Genomic DNA, 15,014 nt, shown 5'->3' with positions numbered 1-15,014 from the left:
AAATTAGGCATAAAGTTTCCAGCCCCGACGGGCGCCGGGGCACCAGGGTTGTGGGTTTTATAAAAAAGAAAGCGGGGCAGTGATTATTTAAACAGACCGATCTTTTCCGTTAATACCTGGGTAACGGCATTATTGGCGGGGATCAGGAATTTGCGCACGCTGTCATTGACCTTGCCTTTTTCAAATGTGTGTTTGCATCGATCGACCCATTGCACGTTCATCTCGGTACCCACATTAACTTTCTCTATGCCCCCGGCCACCGCGCGCCGCATATCTTCATCGCTGACGCCGGTGCCACCGTGCAATACCAGAGGGGTACCGGTGGCCGCGGTGATTTCCGCCAGACGCTGATGCTGAATATGTGCTTTGCCGGTATAGAGCCCGTGAACGGTACCTACCGACACCGCCAGCATATCGACCCCGGTTTCATCAACAAAGCGTTTGGCATCCTCCACCGTGGTAAAACAAATGTCTTCTTCTGCCACGGCTTTGCCGTCTTCAGAGCCGCCTATGGCACCCAACTCGGCCTCCACCGACACGTTGCGCTGACGTGCAATGTCGATCACGCGACGGGTATTGGCGATATTCTCATCCATTTCCAGGTGCGAACCGTCATACATTACCGAACTGAAACCGGCGTCAATCGCCGTCTCGATGGAGGCAATGTCAGAGCAGTGATCCAAATGCAGACAGGTGGGAACATCCTCGCTTTGAGCCAGTGAGCGTACTGAATCAACCAGCAATTTATAGCCTAAATACTCGGCGGTACCGGTCGAAATCTGGATCATCAACGGGCTGTGCATGTTTTTGGCCGCTTTGAAAAAGGCCGGTAACATCTCCAGGCAGTGGAGATTAAATGAACCTATCGCCTTAAAATCACGGGCTTTGGCCACGGACAACAGCTCGTTGAAATTATAGAGTTTCATGGACTTTTTCCTCATGGTGCTTGGTTGATTTACCGTTAACAAACCACGCAATCAGCGTGACGAAGACGATGAACAGGGCGATGAACAACCAATTGCCCTGGAAAGCATGTCCCATCACCAGCCCACTGCTGATGACGTCGGAGTCGCTGAAGGTCACGCCGACAAAGCCATAACTTTCCAGCATCGGTACCAGAATGGCCGGCAGGAAGGTGATAAACAGACCGTGAACCACGCCACCAATCATGGCGCCACGACGCCCCCCCAGCGCATTGCCGAAGATGCCTGCGGTGCCGCCGGCGAAGAAGTTGGTCAGCAGGCCTGGGAGGATCATCGCCAGGCCGAACATCGGGAAAACGATCATGCCGATGATTGAGCCAAGGGTGGTGGCCAGAAAGCCGACGATCACCGCATTGGGTGCGTAGGGGAACAACACCGGGCAGTCCAGCGCCGGTTTGGCATCCGGCACAACCCGTAGGGCGATGCCCCGGAAGGCGGGTACCAGCTCATTGAGCAGCAGGCGTACGCCGCTGTAGAGGATAAATACGCCGGCGACAAACTGGATGGCCTGCATAAAGGAATACATCAAGTAGTTCATGCCGCCGGCATACTGAGCGATATACTGCGGACCGGCAGCCAGCGCCGGGATCAGATACATCGGGATCATCACCACTGCCATCGACAGGTAGGTGTCCTGCAGGAATTTGAAGTTATCGGGCAGCTCCAAATCCTCGGTCGAGCGGGAGCCCTTACCGACCACCTTAGCGACGGCGGCCTGTACCAGGTAGCCGATGGTGCAAAAATGCCCCAACGCCACGTCGTCTGAACCGGTGATTTTGCGTACCACCGGCTGGGCCAGCGCAGGCATCAACACGGCCATCACGCCACCAAATATGCCGCCGGTCAAAACCAGCGGCAAGCCGGTGAGCCCGGCCTTGTAGCCGATTACCGCACCAATGGTGGCCATCCACAGCAATGCTTGTCCGGTCAGAAAGATGTATTTGAACGGGGTAATGCGCGCAATGATGATATTCACCGCGAAAATCACCATCAGGGTTAACGCGACCTCTGAGCCCAACTCGCGGTTGGCCAGGCCGGCGATGGCGGCGACGTCGGTGATATAGCCGGTCATGCCGAAACCCTGAGTGAAGATGCTGTTCAAATAGGTCAGAGCGCCGACAATAATGTTGATGCCTGCCATCATGATCAGGAAGCCCAGCAGGGTTTTGAAGGTGCCTTCGGCCACTTTGCCGACGGACTTCTTCTGCAGCAATAGCCCCAGCATGGCGATAAAGGCCACCAAGATAGACGCCTGGCCCAATAAGTCTTTGACGATAAAGTCAATCAGGCTATTCATGGTGGGCTTCCTTCATGTCGCGTTCTTTCAGGAAGGCCACAATCTTTTGCTCAATTTCTGCCTTATCGGTGAGCCGGTGCAGAATAATAACGCGTTTCTTTTCTTCTTCGCTGGCATCGGCATTTAAAATATCGGCGAAGGTTTTTTGGGTAAGAATAATATCTGATTTAAAGGCACTGGCCTCGGAGATAGTGGTGTGATCAATATCCGCCTCAATCTCTAATTTTTTCAGCACCGCTCTTGCGCTCATTTCGATGGCAAAGCTGGAGCCGAGGCCACAGCCACATACGCACAGTATTTTAAGCATGGGTATCTCCTCAGATTATATTTAATTGCCTGGCGAGTTTGTAATGGTGTCCTTCTGTATCAACCAAACGTTTTTGCATACTGATTAGATCAATGGGAATGGGTTGATTGCTGGCATTAATAATGATTGCCTTGTTCTTCATGCCTGAATTAATGCACCTGACCACTTCACTGGCCATAATAGTGCCCTGGTAAATTTCTTCACCGGTCGGGTCTCCATTGCGCAGACCGTAGCCCATAATAGTTTTACGAATGCGCACACCAATCTTGGGTTCCAGCTGCTTAATCATGGTATCGATGGCGCCTTGAAAACCGGGTGAGTATTCTTTGGTATAACCCTCGGAACACAAAATAATGACGCTGTTTTGCTGTTCCAACCGCTGAGTTATTTTTTCTGCCAGCTGATTTAAGGCATATTGGCATTCCGGGATAAGGGCAAAGTCCGCATTGGACTTGATCGCCGATTGCAGTGTCAATTCCCCGCAATAACCGCCCAGCAGCTCTATCATAAACACCCGCCCAGGCAGGGCACGCCCGGTGTTCCTCAGTTTGGCGACTTCTTTTATCACCTGTTCGCAGGCAGTAGAAAAACCAATGCTGTAATGACTACCGAAAACGTCATTGTCGATAGTCATCCCTACGCCGAAACAGTTAACGCCAAACTCGCTGAGTGTATTCAAAAACTGCAGCGATCCATCGCCACCGGCCATAATAAGCACGTCTATGTGCAAAGCCTTAAGCTGCTTATGAATGGTTTCATATTCGTCAGCAGCCAATTTCTTGGCCGTACGGCCGGAAGACATTATTGGCATCGATGAAATCGAGAAGTCAACCAAGTCACGCTGGGCAATAGGATGATGCTGGTTGGCCAATAACCCGGGTATGCCGCCGTCAAACAGAATAATATCGGCCTGCGCTAGCCTTGCGACCTGAAAAATAAAACTATTGATACCTGTCACATCGCCGCCGCTTATTACTACACCAATTTTCATATATCCGTCCCCAGCCTGTTCTGTGGAGCTCATTGTCATTTTTGGCATCGGTAAAATTTGCAATGGATATCACAAAACAATCACAAATATTTTTGTCATTAGGCTTGACAGGTAGAGTGAGGGGGATGGTTTTGAGAGGGAGGTCTCATTTGTATTTGGCGCTTTTAGCGAGTGCGTGATTACTATTAATTAAGAATCAATGCGTTATGTTTGTTTTTCTCTAAAGCGGTTTATTTCATCATCAACGACGATGCAGCAAAAAATAAGTTTAATGAAATGTGATAACTCTCGCATTTTTATCCGACGTGCAGAGAATAACGCGAATAAATACGTGGCGAGCCTGAATAACCACGTATTTATTAAGTCCTTTAAGGGTGACGTTTATTCATGCTCTTATCACCGTCAATCCGGCCTGTTCCAACGGACCTGTCAGTGCAGCGTCGGTTGAACGTTCGACGATAACGCTTTGCGCCAGCGTGATATCGCCAATGGCATATTGTGAGGCGGCATTGAGTTTAGCCGCAGAAGCCAACACGACGGTTTCTGCCGCTCGTGCCGCCAACGCGCGTTTTATATAGGCTTCTTCAAGATCGCCGGTGCTCAAGCCCGCGGTGGGGTGTACGCCGGTCACACCCATAAAGTAGATGTCAGCGCGGATATGCGACATCGCCTCCACGGCCGCGGCTCCCACGCTGACGATCGAATGTTTGTACAGCCGCCCGCCGATCAGTATCACCTCAACCTTGGGGTGTTCGACCAGGCCAACGGCCACGCTGGGACTGTGGGTGACAATGGTGGCCTCCAGCGTGGGGGGCAGTTGCTTCACCAATTCGGCGGAGGTGGTGCCGCCATCCAGGATCACGACTTGCCCGGGGGATATCATCGCTGCGGCTGCTTTGGCAATGGCCCGTTTGGCGGCAGACTCCTGCCCATTCCTTTCGGCAAAGGGGGCAATGGCCGGGGAAACGGGCAGTGCGCCGCCATGTACCCGTTGCAGCAAACCTTCGCTGTCCAATTCACGCAGATCGCGTCGTAGCGTGTCTTCAGATAGCCCAAACATCTCGCTGAGCTGTTTGGCCAGCACCTGTCCGTCTTGGGCCAGTTTTTCCAGAATGATTTTTTTACGTTGGCTGGTGAGCATGGTTTTTCCCGTTAAATTTGCACTGCACGAAATATCTTGATCATACACGAAATTGCACGATAGTATCAATTTCCTTTCCTGGTTGTGGAGTTAACCAACATGACTGCTACCCAAGATCGGGTTCGTATTGTCGAAACCCGAGTGCTGTCCGACGACTGGTATCTGCTGAAAAAAACCACCTTCGATTTTTTACGACGTGATGGCGTATGGCAAAGACAGAGCCGTGAAACCTACGATCGCGGTGACGGTGCGACCATTTTGCTGTTTAACCGGCAAGCGCAAACCGTGGTGTTAACACGCCAGTTCCGTTTTCCGGTGTTCGTCAACGGTCATGATGGGATGTTGATCGAAGCCGCTGCCGGTCTGCTGGACAATGCGTCACCGGAAGAACGCATCCGTGCCGAAGCAGAAGAGGAAACCGGCTATTTCGTGCAACACGTGCAGAAGGTCTTCGAGGCTTATATGAGCCCCGGTTCGGTCACTGAGAAATTACATTTCTTTGTCGGTGAATACCACGCAAACAGCCGAGTCAGTGACGGGGGTGGCGTGGAAGCCGAAGGCGAGGATCTTGAAGTGCTGGAACTGCCGTTAACGGAAGCGTTGCAGGCCATTCGGCAGGGGATAATCGTTGATGCCAAAACCATCATGCTATTGCAGTTCGTTGCTCTACATCACACGTTGGATAATACACGATGAAGTCTCAACTGATTTTGATTGCCGGCCCTTATCGTAGCGGCACGGAGGGCGAACCGCAGCGAATTGCCGCGAATTTGCAGCGGTTGGAACAAGCTGCGCTTGCGGTCTACCAGCGTGGTCACGTGCCAGTGATCGGTGAGTGGTTGGCATTACCCTTGGCCGCAGCGGCCGGTTCCACGCAGCATGGTGACGCTATTTGCGAAGAATATCTGTATCCGGTGGCCCACCGGCTGATTGCCCAGTGCCAGGCCATTTACCGCATCGAAGGCGCCTCAGCGGGGGCGGATAACGACGTGCGCCTGGCAAATGAGCGGGGATTGCCGGTGTATTACCGTTTGGACGATATCCCGCAGTTGGCGCAGTAAGTAGGAGAAAAGGCAGGCTTATACCTGATGCTGGTCACGTAAGGTGATTTTTAGCGAGCTCACCGTTCTTTTCGGTCGATAAACAAACAGCGCACTATGCAGCTCATGCGCCTCGACCGAGCAAGGGACCCAAGGCGGGGTCCCTTGCAACCCGCGCTCTTGCCCACTCAGACGGTTGGCTGCGCCAACGGCTCTCACTTCATCACGCCGCATCACGGCCGGCTACGACAGGCGTCCCTGCCTGTCTCGCCTGAAACCGCCGTCCATGGCGGTTTCGCCTATGCGTTGTTCTTGCGTTCGACGTCTTCAAGGGCGCCCAAGACCCTGCTTATCTCATCATGTTCACGGCCTTGGGTCACTGAGCCTACAGAGGCCGAATAAAAAAATGCCAATCGGACCTTACCGATCGACATTCGGCTTACTACCTGCCTTCCGATCGGTCAGATCATGCCTCGTCCAACACAAACGTGAGCCCATCGATCAACTTGTCCATTCCGGCCTCGACCTTACTGCGCGGACAGCCAACGTTTAAGCGCAGGAAACCACGGCCTTCCTCACCGTAGGTGAAACCGGGCATGATGGCGACCTTCTCGCGCTCAATCAGTACCTGTTGCAACTGACGATCGTCAATGCCCAATGGCCGCAGATCGATCCAGGCCAGATAGGTCGCCTGTGGCGGTTGCCACCCCAGTGCAGGGAATGCCTGATTCAACCGTTCGGCAACGTAGGTCAGGTTATCCTGCAGGTAATCGCGCAATGCGTCCAACCAGGGTTCGCCGTGGCGATAAGCGGCAACATGCGCCGCCACGGCTAACACCGCGGGTGAAGACAATCCATCGCGAGCTTTTAACTGTTGCGTGTAAGCGTCGCGTGCAGCGTCCTCACTGATAAAACCGTAGGCGCCGGTCAATGCCGGTATATTGAAGGTTTTGGAACCCGACGTCAGCAAGGCCCAGGGGGTGGTGGCAACTTGGTTCCATGGCGTATGGCGCTGTTCTCCCCATACCATATCCATATGGATCTCATCGCTGATCACGCGCACACCGTGGCGTTCACACAGCTCGGCCATCTGTTGCAGTTCCTCTACGCGCCACACTTTTCCGGTAGGGTTATGCGGGCTGCACAGCAACAAAACTTTGGTTTGCGGCCGTGCCAACAAGGCTTCCAGGTGTGCCATGTCACACCGCCAATCATTGCCGTCCTTATGCAGGGGACAGGCCAGCAGTTGGCGCTGATTGCCGAGGATCACTTTATAAAAAGCGTCATAAGCGGGGGTATGAGTGACCACGCATTCACCCGGTGCTGACCACTGGCGGATCAATTGCGCCACCATGTAAATCACCGATGGCCCATAGACCGCCATGCGGGTGTCAATGGCGGTATTAAACCGCTGTTGATACCAGTGGCGTACTGCACCAAGGAAATCCTCATGCTGCCAGCGGCTGTAGCCAAGTACGCCATGCTGCAGGCGCTGTTGCAGCGCCTCGATAATGCAGGGGGCGGTGGCAAAATCCATATCGGAGATGGTGAACGGCAGGAGATCATCGCGGCCAAAACGGTCGGCGATGTAATCCCATTGCGTGCACCATGTGCCGTGCCGGTCAACCGGGGTAGAAAAATCAAACATGTGATGCTCCCTGCAAGGGTGCAGCAGGTTGTGCTGCAGCTATCAGTGAGTCTAATTCATCTTTCACTGATTGCACCTGTGGCCCGATCACCACCTGCAGATTGTGCTCGTTAAGGTGCACCACACCAATGGCGCGATTGGCTTTTAACGCGGCGTCATCCACTTTGCTCATGTCGTCAACCGACAGGCGCAAGCGGGTGATGCAGTTATCCAGTGAAATAATATTCTCACTGCCACCCAGCGCCGCCAGGATAGCCGGCACGTTATAGCCTGATTTGCCGACCGCGCCGACAGGTGCGCTCTGGCTGCCGGCAGACTCGCTCTCACGGCCCGGCGTCTTGATGTTAAAGCGCTGGATGGAGAAGCGGAAAATGGCGTAATAGGCGGCGAACCAAATGGCGGCGACGATCGGCACCAGATACCACTTGGTGGCGGTGCCGTGCAGGATGCCGAAGACGACAAAGTCGATAATATTGCCGTCAGTATTGCCGATGGTTACCCCCAGCAGTGCCATTACGGTAAAGCCCAGCCCGGTGAGAATGGCGTGGATGAGATACAGGAAAGGCGCGACAAACAGGAACAAGAACTCGATCGGTTCAGTCGTACCGCCGACCACGCAGGCCACCACACCAGAAATCAGCAGCCCTTTAATTTTATGGCGGTTTTCAGGTTTGGCACAGTGGTACATCGCCAGTGCCGCGCCTGGTAGCCCGCCGAGGAAGGCCGGCATTTTACCTTGTGACAGGAAGCGCGTCGCGCTTTCGGCAAAGCCGGTCGTGGTTGGGCAGGAAAGCTGTGCCTGGAAGATTGTCAGTGCGCCGCTAACGGTATGACCGCAGACATCCAGCGTGCCGCCTGCTTCGGTAAAGCGGATCAGCGCCACCAGAATATGATGCAGCCCAAATGGCAACAGCAGCCGCTCGCCAGTGCCGAAGATCATCGGTCCAAAAGCGCCGGCCCCGTTAATCACCCAGCCCAGGCCGTTGATACCCGCGGCAAACCACGGCCAGATCAACGGAATAATCAGCCCACACAGGCCCAGCACAACGGTCGTGACGATCGGCACAAAGCGAGTGCCTCCGAAGAACGCCAGCGCATCCGGCAAGCGAATGGTATTGAAGCGCTCATGCAACAGATAAACGATAATCCCGACGATCACTGCACCCAGGATCCCGGTATCGATCGACTGAATGCCGAGGATGTTCTGGATATTGTTGGCTTTCAACACTAACGGATCGGTCGTAGGCAAAATACCGGTCGTGGTCAGGTAGAAGTTGGTAGCCAGGTTCAATACGGCGAACCCGACAAAACCGGAGAAGGCGGCGACGCCCTTGTTTTCACGCGCCATGCCCAATGGAATAGCAATGGCGAACATCACGGGCAGGAAGCTGAAGGCAAAAGAGCCGATCTTGCTCATCCAGGTGAACAGTAACTGGAAGGCAGGATGGCCAATAAACGGCAGTAGGGTGATGACATCACGGCTACTCAGCGAACTGCCGATCCCCAGCATGATGCCGCAGAACGACAGCAAGGCGACGGGCAGCATGAATGTCTTGCCCAGACTTTGGAAAAACTCCCAAAGCGTTATTTTTTGTTTTTTAGATGCTGGCATAACCGACGGCTCCTGGCGAAAAAAATGTGCAAAAGTGGTGTGTGCCCTGTTAGGTAAAAATAAGATAAAACGTTTTACCTAGCAAAAATGCGCCGCTAATCACAATTCCAGCGTGCGCTTTGCGGCGACAATGCTGATGCCAGTAAAACGTTTTACTGGCCAAACAGATTCGGTATACCATTTGCTTCAAGAGACATATTCCGTTGTCTTTCACGTCATTGCTCAGTCGTGTGAAAGGAAATGGGGACAGAATGCCCAGGATCGGGCTCGCAGAGGTTACGACCATCAAAAAGATCACCATTACCGATGTCGCCCAGCAGGCCGGAGTCTCTGTGACCACGGTTTCGCTGGTGCTGAGTGGCAAAGGGCGTATTTCACCGACCACCGTGGCGCGGGTGAATCAGGCGATTGAACGCTTGGGCTATGTGCGTAATCGCCAGGCTGCGACCTTGCGTGGCGGAGAGTCGGGGGTGATTGGACTGATCCTGCGCGATATCTGCGAGCCGTTTTATGCGGAAATGACGGCGGGGCTGAGCGAGGTGCTGGAAGCGCATGGCAAAGTGCTGTTTCTGACCCAAAGCGGCCGTGACGGCAAGGGGCTAATGCGGTGTTTTGATACGTTGCTGGAACACGGGGTTGACGGCATTGTGCTGGCGGGGGGCGTCCGTCTGGCCGAAGGGCTGAAGGAAAAAGCGGCAGAACAGGGGGTGCCACTGGTCTGTGCAGCACGCTCTAATGGGCTCGAAGGGGTTGATGTGGTGCGGCCCGACAATATGCAAGCGGCTAAAATAGCCACCGAATTCTTAATCAAACGTGGGCACAGCCAAATCGCTTACCTGGGGGGTGAGAGCAGTTCTCTGACGCGTGCCGAACGGCTCGGGGGATTTTGTTCCACGCTGGTACAGTATGGCCTGCCTTTCCGCTCCGATTGGATTATTGAGTGTGACTGCCATCAGCGTGCGGCGGCGGAAGCGGCTGAACATTTGCTGCGGCAACACCCGAATATCAGCGCACTGGTTTGCCACAAGGCATCGGTCGCGTTGGGGGCCTACTTTGGTATCGTGCGCAGTGGGCGCAGTATCGGCTCGGAAGGGGTCGACACCTACTACGGCCAGCAGGTGGCGTTGATTGGCTTTGGCGATGTGCCCGAAGCCGAACTGACCGAACCGCCGTTGACACTGGTTTCCAGCTCGGCACGTGAAGTGGGCCGCAGTGCCGCTTCACGCTTGCTACAACGGATTACGGATGCCGGGCTGCCGCCGCAAAACGTCATCCTGCCACCGATGCTGATCAAACGCGGCTCGGCCTGATCTCAATTCTGCTCATCGTTGGCCTGTTGCAATAGCCAACTCACAAACATTTTCATCGCTGGCGTCATATCGCGTGATTTCAGATGGGTGAGCCAATACCCGCCTAAATTCGCTTCGGCGGTGAAAGGGCGTTGCAGAATGCCTTCCCGGAGCTCGCGGGTAAACATACACGCCGGGGCTAACGCCACGCCGCTGCTGTGAATTGCACCTTCCACCATCAGCCGAGACGAGTCAAACACCGGGCCGTTAATGCGCCAGGGGGTGATCCCTGCAGCGGTGAACCAGCATTCCCATTCGTCTTTGCGGTAACTGCGCATCAGCCGCTCATTTTGCAGATCTTGCGGTGTGTGCAGGCGTTCCGCGACGTCGGGCGGACACAACACGGTCAGTGGCGCGTCAAACAATTTAACGTTATGGGTTGCCGGCCATCGGCCCTCGCCAAAACGAATAGCAAAATCCATCCCGTCAGCGGACAGATTGACCAGGTTATTATTGGTCAGCACCCGCAAATCGATAAATGGGTGTGCTTCTCTGAAGGCCGCCAGGCGGGGCATGAGCCAACCCACGGCAAAGGTGCCGACCACGGCGACCGTCAGCACTTCATGGAAATGCCCACCTTCAAACTGCTGCAACACCGATTCAATACGATCAAAAGCATCCGTCAATATTGGCAGCAGTGCCTGTCCTTCCTCGGTCAGATCCAGCCCGCGCGGCAGGCGACGGAACAGCTGAATACCCAACTGTTGCTCAAGCGTACGTACCTGCTGACTGACAGCGGCTTGGGTTACACTGAGCTCCAGCCCGGCGCGCGTAAAGTTCAGATGACGGGCGGAAGATTCAAACGCTCGCAGTGCATTCAGGGGAAGTCGGTTGCGCATAATGATAGCCATAAGTTTTTCTTTATGCTGGCTGAAATTATTATCGCTTGTCAAGGCAAGGCTAAACCCCGATATTTTGCGCAACTGTTGCGGAAGTCACGCAGTCAGAAAAGGAATCGCATCACCACCCAAGGATATCCGCGTGTTGAATGACAATAAAATCTTTTGCCATCGGCCGATACCCTGCAACCCATGAGTTTTTACATGATGAAAATAAATCGCCTGGCGGCCGCGCTGCTCGCCACATTAATCTTGCCTGCTGGCCATGCTGCCGATAAAGCAGACATTGACGCCATCGTTCAACCGCTGATGCAGAAATACGGCGTGCCGGGTATGGCAATCGCCGTGTCGGTAGAGGGAAAACAGCAGTTCTATCACTACGGCGTTGCGTCCAAACAGACAGGTAAACCGATCACCAACCAAACGCTGTTTGAAATCGGTTCATTGAGCAAAACCTTCACTGCCACATTGGCTGCCTATGCCCAAAATGAGGGCAAACTGTCGTTCTCAGAGCCCGCCAGTCGTTATCTGCCTGAACTGCGCGGCAGCGCATTTGACCATGTCAGCTTGCTGAACCTGGCGACGCATACCTCTGGATTACCGTTGTTTGTGCCCGATGAGGTGACCAACAACGCACAGCTGATGGCCTATTATAAAAACTGGCGACCGCAGCACCCGGCAGGCAGCACGCGCGTTTATTCCAATATGGGTATCGGCATGCTGGGGATGATCACGGCGAAAAGCCTCAACCAGCCGTTTGCCAAGGCGATGGAACAGACTCTGCTGCCGGCACTGGGCATGACTCATACCTATATCCATGTTCCTACCGATCAAATGGCCAATTACGCACAGGGTTACGACAAGCAAGATAAACCGGTGCGTGTGAACCCAGGCCCACTGGACGCCGAATCCTATGGCATCAAGTCCAACGCCCGCGATTTGATTCGTTATCTGGATGCCAACCTGCAACAGATCACAGTGGCGGAAAAATGGCGCAGTGCACTGGCTGCTACCCATGTCGGTTACTACAAGGCAGGGGTTTTCACCCAAGATTTGATGTGGGAAAACTACGCTTATCCGGTCGATTTAACCCGTCTTACCGAAGGGAACAACGCGGGGATGATCATGAACGGCACCCCTGCAACGGCGATCACGCCACCACAACAGGAACAGGCCGCCAGTTGGTATAACAAAACCGGCTCGACCGGTGGGTTCTCAACCTACGCCGTATTTATCCCATCGCAAAAAATCGCCGTGGTGATGCTGGCAAACAAATGGTTCCCGAATGATGATCGGGTTGCGGCGACCTACCGCATTGTTCAGGTATTAGATAAGAAATAATCACCGCTGGGGCGCCACGGCGCCCCAGTTATCATATTAACGCCAGTCCCGATTACCGTGATGCAAATAAGGTAAAATGCACAGGCGTGCCCCTATCGTTAATACCCTCTCAATTCACCCTGCTGAACGCCAACCGATCGCCATTGCGCCCAAAGAGAACCCCCTCGTGAACCACTGTTCATGACGGATCACGATTGGCCCCGAATGGGCTACCTGACCATTTTCGCCTTCGATGAAATTGGTTATTGCCTTAAGGCGTGGGGGTTATGCTGCTGAGCCCGTTTTTCACGCATAAAATCAATAAATACCCGCAGCTTGAGCGGCATATGCCGATTGGCGGGAAAGTAGATGAAAAAGCCAGGGAAGTCACCGCTGTAATCCGCCAGAATCTCCACCAACTGCCCATTATTGAGCTCGTGTTGTACGGTGCTGGCAAAGCGTTGGGTGATGCCCAAACCGGCCAGCGCGGCGTCTTTAATCAACCTGTCCTCGTTAAAGATCAGGCTGCCACTGGCTTCAAGGGTCAGCTGCCCGCCGTCCTGCCTGAAGTACCAAGGTTCAAATTTTCCACTGCCGGGGAAGCGGTAGCGCAGGCAGTTATGCTCGCTCAGTGCCTGGGGAGTCAGCGGTGTGCCGTGCTGTGCCAGATAGCCCGGCGTGGCAATGATCACACGCCGTTGGTCCTTGTCGATCGGCACCGCAACCATGTCTTTTTGCACCATGGCACGCATACGGATACCGGCATCGAAATTGTCCAACACCAGATCGGAAAAATGGTCGTCGGTAAACAGCTCAAGCTGCACCTCAGGGTAACGCGCCAGAAACTCCGTCAGATAAGGCATCACCAGTAACGACGCGGCCAGCTGCGGCAAGGTAATACGCAATAAACCGGAAGGGCGGCCGTGCAGGCTACGGACGTCATCAGCAGCTACGTCTATTTGCCCCATAGCAGGAGCCACTCGCTGGTAAAAGAGACGGCCTTCATCGCTTAGCCGAACCGACCTGCTGGTACGGTTAAACAAACGTACACCCAAACGTGTTTCCAGAGCCTGAATGTTTTGTGACACGGCGGGTGGGGTGACGCCCAGGTGATTAGCGGCCTGGGTAAAACTGCCTAACCGGGCCACGGCTTCAAAAAACGGCAGTAACTGCAACAGTGAGCTCATCTATCGATAATCCCTGCTTAATGATTCGTTAAGTAACCCGGCATTTAATTTTATAATAATCACTTTAGACTGATTTTATTACCCCTCAGAGAGCAATAAAACATGTCGACAGTGAATCAGTCATTAGCAGAAAGAGTTCAGGCGGTCAGCCTGCGGGCAATTGAAGAAGAGCGTATCGTCGGCAGCGTGGTGTTGGTGGCGCAACACGGCACCGTCATTTACGCCGAAGCCAACGGCTACGCCGATCGAGAGCAACAGCGGCCTATGCGGCGTGAGACGCAATTCCTGCTGTCGTCAGTCTCCAAGCCCTACATCACATTGGCGGCGATGCGCATGGTCGAACAGCAAAAGCTGAATTTGGATGATGCGGTCAGCCGTTGGTTACCCTGGTTCACGCCGACGTTGCCTGACGGTCGTCACCCCGAGATTAAAATCCGTCACTTACTGAGCCATACTGCCGGGTTGAGTTATCGCTTTAATCAGCCTGATGATGGGGTATATCAGCGTTTGGGCATTCAGGACGGTATGGCGCTGTCGTCATTGACGCTGGAACAGAACTTGCGCCTGTTGGCGCAGGCGGACCTGCTGACCGAGCCGGGCCGAGAGTTTAATTACTCTCTGTCTATCGACGTGCTGGGGGCCGTGTTGGAGCAGGTTGCGGGGGAGCCACTGCCACGGTTATTCAATGCCTGGGTTGCACAACCGTTGGGATTGGGAAATACCGGTTTTCACGCCGCTCAGGCCGACAATCTGGCTACGGCCTATCAGGATACGGCTGCCCGTCCAGAACCCATTTATGATGGGATGCGGCTGGCCTTGCCGGAAGGCTTTGGCTTCGCTATCGAATTGTCGCCTTCACGCGGGCTTGATCCTCAGGCCTATGCCTCCGGCGGAGCCGGTATGGTCGGTGATGCTGATGATGTGCTGCGGCTGGTGGAAACATTGCGCAATGGCGGCGACGGCATTTTGCAACCGGCCACGGCGGAACTGATGCGCCAACCCCATGTTGGGGCAGAGGCCGAAATTCAGGGGCCGGGCTGGGGCTTTGGCTTTGGTGGCGCGGTCTTGGTGGACGCGCAGTTGGCGGCGACGCCACAGCACAATGGCACTCTGCAGTGGGGCGGTGTGTATGGGCACAGTTGGTTTTACGATCCGCAGGCAGCATTGAGCGTGGTGGCGTTGACCAATACGGCGTTTGAGGGGATGAGTGGGCTCTATCCGCAGCAGATCCGCGATGCGGTGTATGGGGTTTAGCAATAAAAAGGCCCGCTAAGCGGGCCTCAATGCTTTTCGAACGGGG

General features: G+C 54.3%; 14 protein-coding genes. 5 read left to right on the top strand and 9 right to left on the bottom strand.

The genetic code is table 11. The features are described 5' to 3' along the window. Positions 1-83 precede the first annotated feature (83 nt). The 5 genes from ACI2J2_RS06345 to ACI2J2_RS06325 form a co-directional block, all read right to left on the bottom strand. Entirely contained in the window at positions 84-926 is an 843-nt protein-coding gene (locus ACI2J2_RS06345; RefSeq protein WP_209633123.1) for a class II fructose-bisphosphate aldolase, read from the bottom strand. Continuing rightward, positions 913-2,280, bottom strand: a complete 1,368-nt coding sequence (locus tag ACI2J2_RS06340; protein WP_209633125.1) for a PTS sugar transporter subunit IIC — start codon at positions 2,278-2,280, stop codon at positions 913-915. The genes ACI2J2_RS06345 and ACI2J2_RS06340 overlap by 14 nt, the downstream gene beginning before the upstream one ends. Next, positions 2,273-2,587 (bottom strand): PTS sugar transporter subunit IIB, encoded by a 315-nt coding sequence (locus tag ACI2J2_RS06335; protein ID WP_012144987.1) that lies wholly within the window; start codon positions 2,585-2,587, stop codon positions 2,273-2,275. Before ACI2J2_RS06335 ends, ACI2J2_RS06340 begins: the two co-directional genes overlap by 8 nt. 10 nt (positions 2,588-2,597) lie before the next feature. Next, the gene (locus ACI2J2_RS06330) at positions 2,598-3,578 is read right to left on the bottom strand and encodes a 6-phosphofructokinase (protein ID WP_265556117.1); all 981 of its coding nucleotides are present in this window, start codon (positions 3,576-3,578) and stop codon (positions 2,598-2,600) included. Positions 3,579-3,963: 385 nt separating this feature from the next. Further along, positions 3,964-4,719 (bottom strand): DeoR/GlpR family DNA-binding transcription regulator, encoded by a 756-nt coding sequence (locus ACI2J2_RS06325; RefSeq protein WP_209633130.1) that lies wholly within the window; start codon positions 4,717-4,719, stop codon positions 3,964-3,966. Positions 4,720-4,818: 99 nt separating this feature from the next. Here ACI2J2_RS06325 and ACI2J2_RS06320 point away from each other — a divergent pair, with 99 nt between their 5' ends. Continuing rightward, positions 4,819-5,415 (top strand): NUDIX domain-containing protein, encoded by a 597-nt coding sequence (locus ACI2J2_RS06320; RefSeq protein WP_209633132.1) that lies wholly within the window; start codon positions 4,819-4,821, stop codon positions 5,413-5,415. Next, entirely contained in the window at positions 5,412-5,780 is a 369-nt protein-coding gene (locus ACI2J2_RS06315; protein WP_209633134.1) for an NUDIX hydrolase, read from the top strand. The genes ACI2J2_RS06320 and ACI2J2_RS06315 overlap by 4 nt, the downstream gene beginning before the upstream one ends. 445 nt (positions 5,781-6,225) lie before the next feature. Here ACI2J2_RS06315 and ACI2J2_RS06310 read toward each other — a convergent pair whose 3' ends face one another. Together ACI2J2_RS06310 and malX are read right to left on the bottom strand one after the other, a co-directional pair. Further along, entirely contained in the window at positions 6,226-7,407 is a 1,182-nt protein-coding gene (locus ACI2J2_RS06310; protein ID WP_404759690.1) for a MalY/PatB family protein, read from the bottom strand. Further along, positions 7,400-9,019, bottom strand: coding sequence for a maltose/glucose-specific PTS transporter subunit IIBC (malX, locus tag ACI2J2_RS06305; RefSeq protein WP_209633137.1), 1,620 nt, complete (start codon positions 9,017-9,019; stop codon positions 7,400-7,402). Before malX ends, ACI2J2_RS06310 begins: the two co-directional genes overlap by 8 nt. Before the next feature lie 251 nt (positions 9,020-9,270). On the opposite strand from malX, the gene ACI2J2_RS06300 reads away from it, so the two are divergent. After that, entirely contained in the window at positions 9,271-10,329 is a 1,059-nt protein-coding gene (locus tag ACI2J2_RS06300; protein ID WP_265556115.1) for a Mal regulon transcriptional regulator MalI, read from the top strand. Between the two features lie 2 nt (positions 10,330-10,331). On the opposite strand, the gene ACI2J2_RS06295 is transcribed toward ACI2J2_RS06300, so the two are convergent. After that, positions 10,332-11,207 carry a LysR substrate-binding domain-containing protein gene (locus ACI2J2_RS06295; RefSeq protein ID WP_404760278.1) on the bottom strand — a complete coding sequence of 292 codons (876 nt, stop codon included), beginning with the start codon at positions 11,205-11,207 and terminating at the stop codon, positions 10,332-10,334. Between the two features lie 204 nt (positions 11,208-11,411). Here ACI2J2_RS06295 and ampC point away from each other — a divergent pair, with 204 nt between their 5' ends. Then, complete coding sequence (gene ampC, locus ACI2J2_RS06290; RefSeq protein WP_265556113.1) at positions 11,412-12,548, top strand: class C beta-lactamase; 1,137 nt, start codon at positions 11,412-11,414, stop codon at positions 12,546-12,548. A 242-nt stretch (positions 12,549-12,790) separates the two neighbouring features. On the opposite strand, the gene ACI2J2_RS06285 is transcribed toward ampC, so the two are convergent. Beyond that, positions 12,791-13,714, bottom strand: coding sequence for a LysR family transcriptional regulator (locus ACI2J2_RS06285; RefSeq protein ID WP_265556112.1), 924 nt, complete (start codon positions 13,712-13,714; stop codon positions 12,791-12,793). 102 nt (positions 13,715-13,816) lie between these two features. Here ACI2J2_RS06285 and ACI2J2_RS06280 point away from each other — a divergent pair, with 102 nt between their 5' ends. Next, the gene (locus tag ACI2J2_RS06280) at positions 13,817-14,968 is read left to right on the top strand and encodes a serine hydrolase domain-containing protein (RefSeq protein WP_404759689.1); all 1,152 of its coding nucleotides are present in this window, start codon (positions 13,817-13,819) and stop codon (positions 14,966-14,968) included. Positions 14,969-15,014 lie beyond the last annotated feature (46 nt).

Origin of the sequence: Serratia sp. NPDC087055, from assembly GCF_044900985.1 — a bacterium.
Classification (GTDB): Bacteria; Pseudomonadota; Gammaproteobacteria; order Enterobacterales; family Enterobacteriaceae; genus Serratia.
This window is presented reverse-complemented; position numbering and strand designations above follow the sequence as displayed.

What these genes read in the sequence shown, in the direction of transcription:
- ACI2J2_RS06340 (WP_209633125.1), bottom strand. Translation starts at nt 2,280, where the DNA reads ATGAATAGCCTGATTGACTTTATCGTCAAAGACTTATTGGGCCAGGCG.
- malX (WP_209633137.1), bottom strand. Translation starts at nt 9,019, where the DNA reads ATGCCAGCATCTAAAAAACAAAAAATAACGCTTTGGGAGTTTTTCCAA.
- ACI2J2_RS06310 (WP_404759690.1), bottom strand. Translation starts at nt 7,407, where the DNA reads ATGTTTGATTTTTCTACCCCGGTTGACCGGCACGGCACATGGTGCACG.
- ACI2J2_RS06335 (WP_012144987.1), bottom strand. Translation starts at nt 2,587, where the DNA reads ATGCTTAAAATACTGTGCGTATGTGGCTGTGGCCTCGGCTCCAGCTTT.
- ACI2J2_RS06295 (WP_404760278.1), bottom strand. Translation starts at nt 11,207, where the DNA reads ATGCGCAACCGACTTCCCCTGAATGCACTGCGAGCGTTTGAATCTTCC.
- ACI2J2_RS06280 (WP_404759689.1), top strand. Translation starts at nt 13,817, where the DNA reads ATGTCGACAGTGAATCAGTCATTAGCAGAAAGAGTTCAGGCGGTCAGC.
- ampC (WP_265556113.1), top strand. Translation starts at nt 11,412, where the DNA reads ATGATGAAAATAAATCGCCTGGCGGCCGCGCTGCTCGCCACATTAATC.
- ACI2J2_RS06320 (WP_209633132.1), top strand. Translation starts at nt 4,819, where the DNA reads ATGACTGCTACCCAAGATCGGGTTCGTATTGTCGAAACCCGAGTGCTG.
- ACI2J2_RS06330 (WP_265556117.1), bottom strand. Translation starts at nt 3,578, where the DNA reads ATGAAAATTGGTGTAGTAATAAGCGGCGGCGATGTGACAGGTATCAAT.
- ACI2J2_RS06285 (WP_265556112.1), bottom strand. Translation starts at nt 13,714, where the DNA reads ATGAGCTCACTGTTGCAGTTACTGCCGTTTTTTGAAGCCGTGGCCCGG.
- ACI2J2_RS06345 (WP_209633123.1), bottom strand. Translation starts at nt 926, where the DNA reads ATGAAACTCTATAATTTCAACGAGCTGTTGTCCGTGGCCAAAGCCCGT.
- ACI2J2_RS06325 (WP_209633130.1), bottom strand. Translation starts at nt 4,719, where the DNA reads ATGCTCACCAGCCAACGTAAAAAAATCATTCTGGAAAAACTGGCCCAA.
- ACI2J2_RS06315 (WP_209633134.1), top strand. Translation starts at nt 5,412, where the DNA reads ATGAAGTCTCAACTGATTTTGATTGCCGGCCCTTATCGTAGCGGCACG.
- ACI2J2_RS06300 (WP_265556115.1), top strand. Translation starts at nt 9,271, where the DNA reads ATGCCCAGGATCGGGCTCGCAGAGGTTACGACCATCAAAAAGATCACC.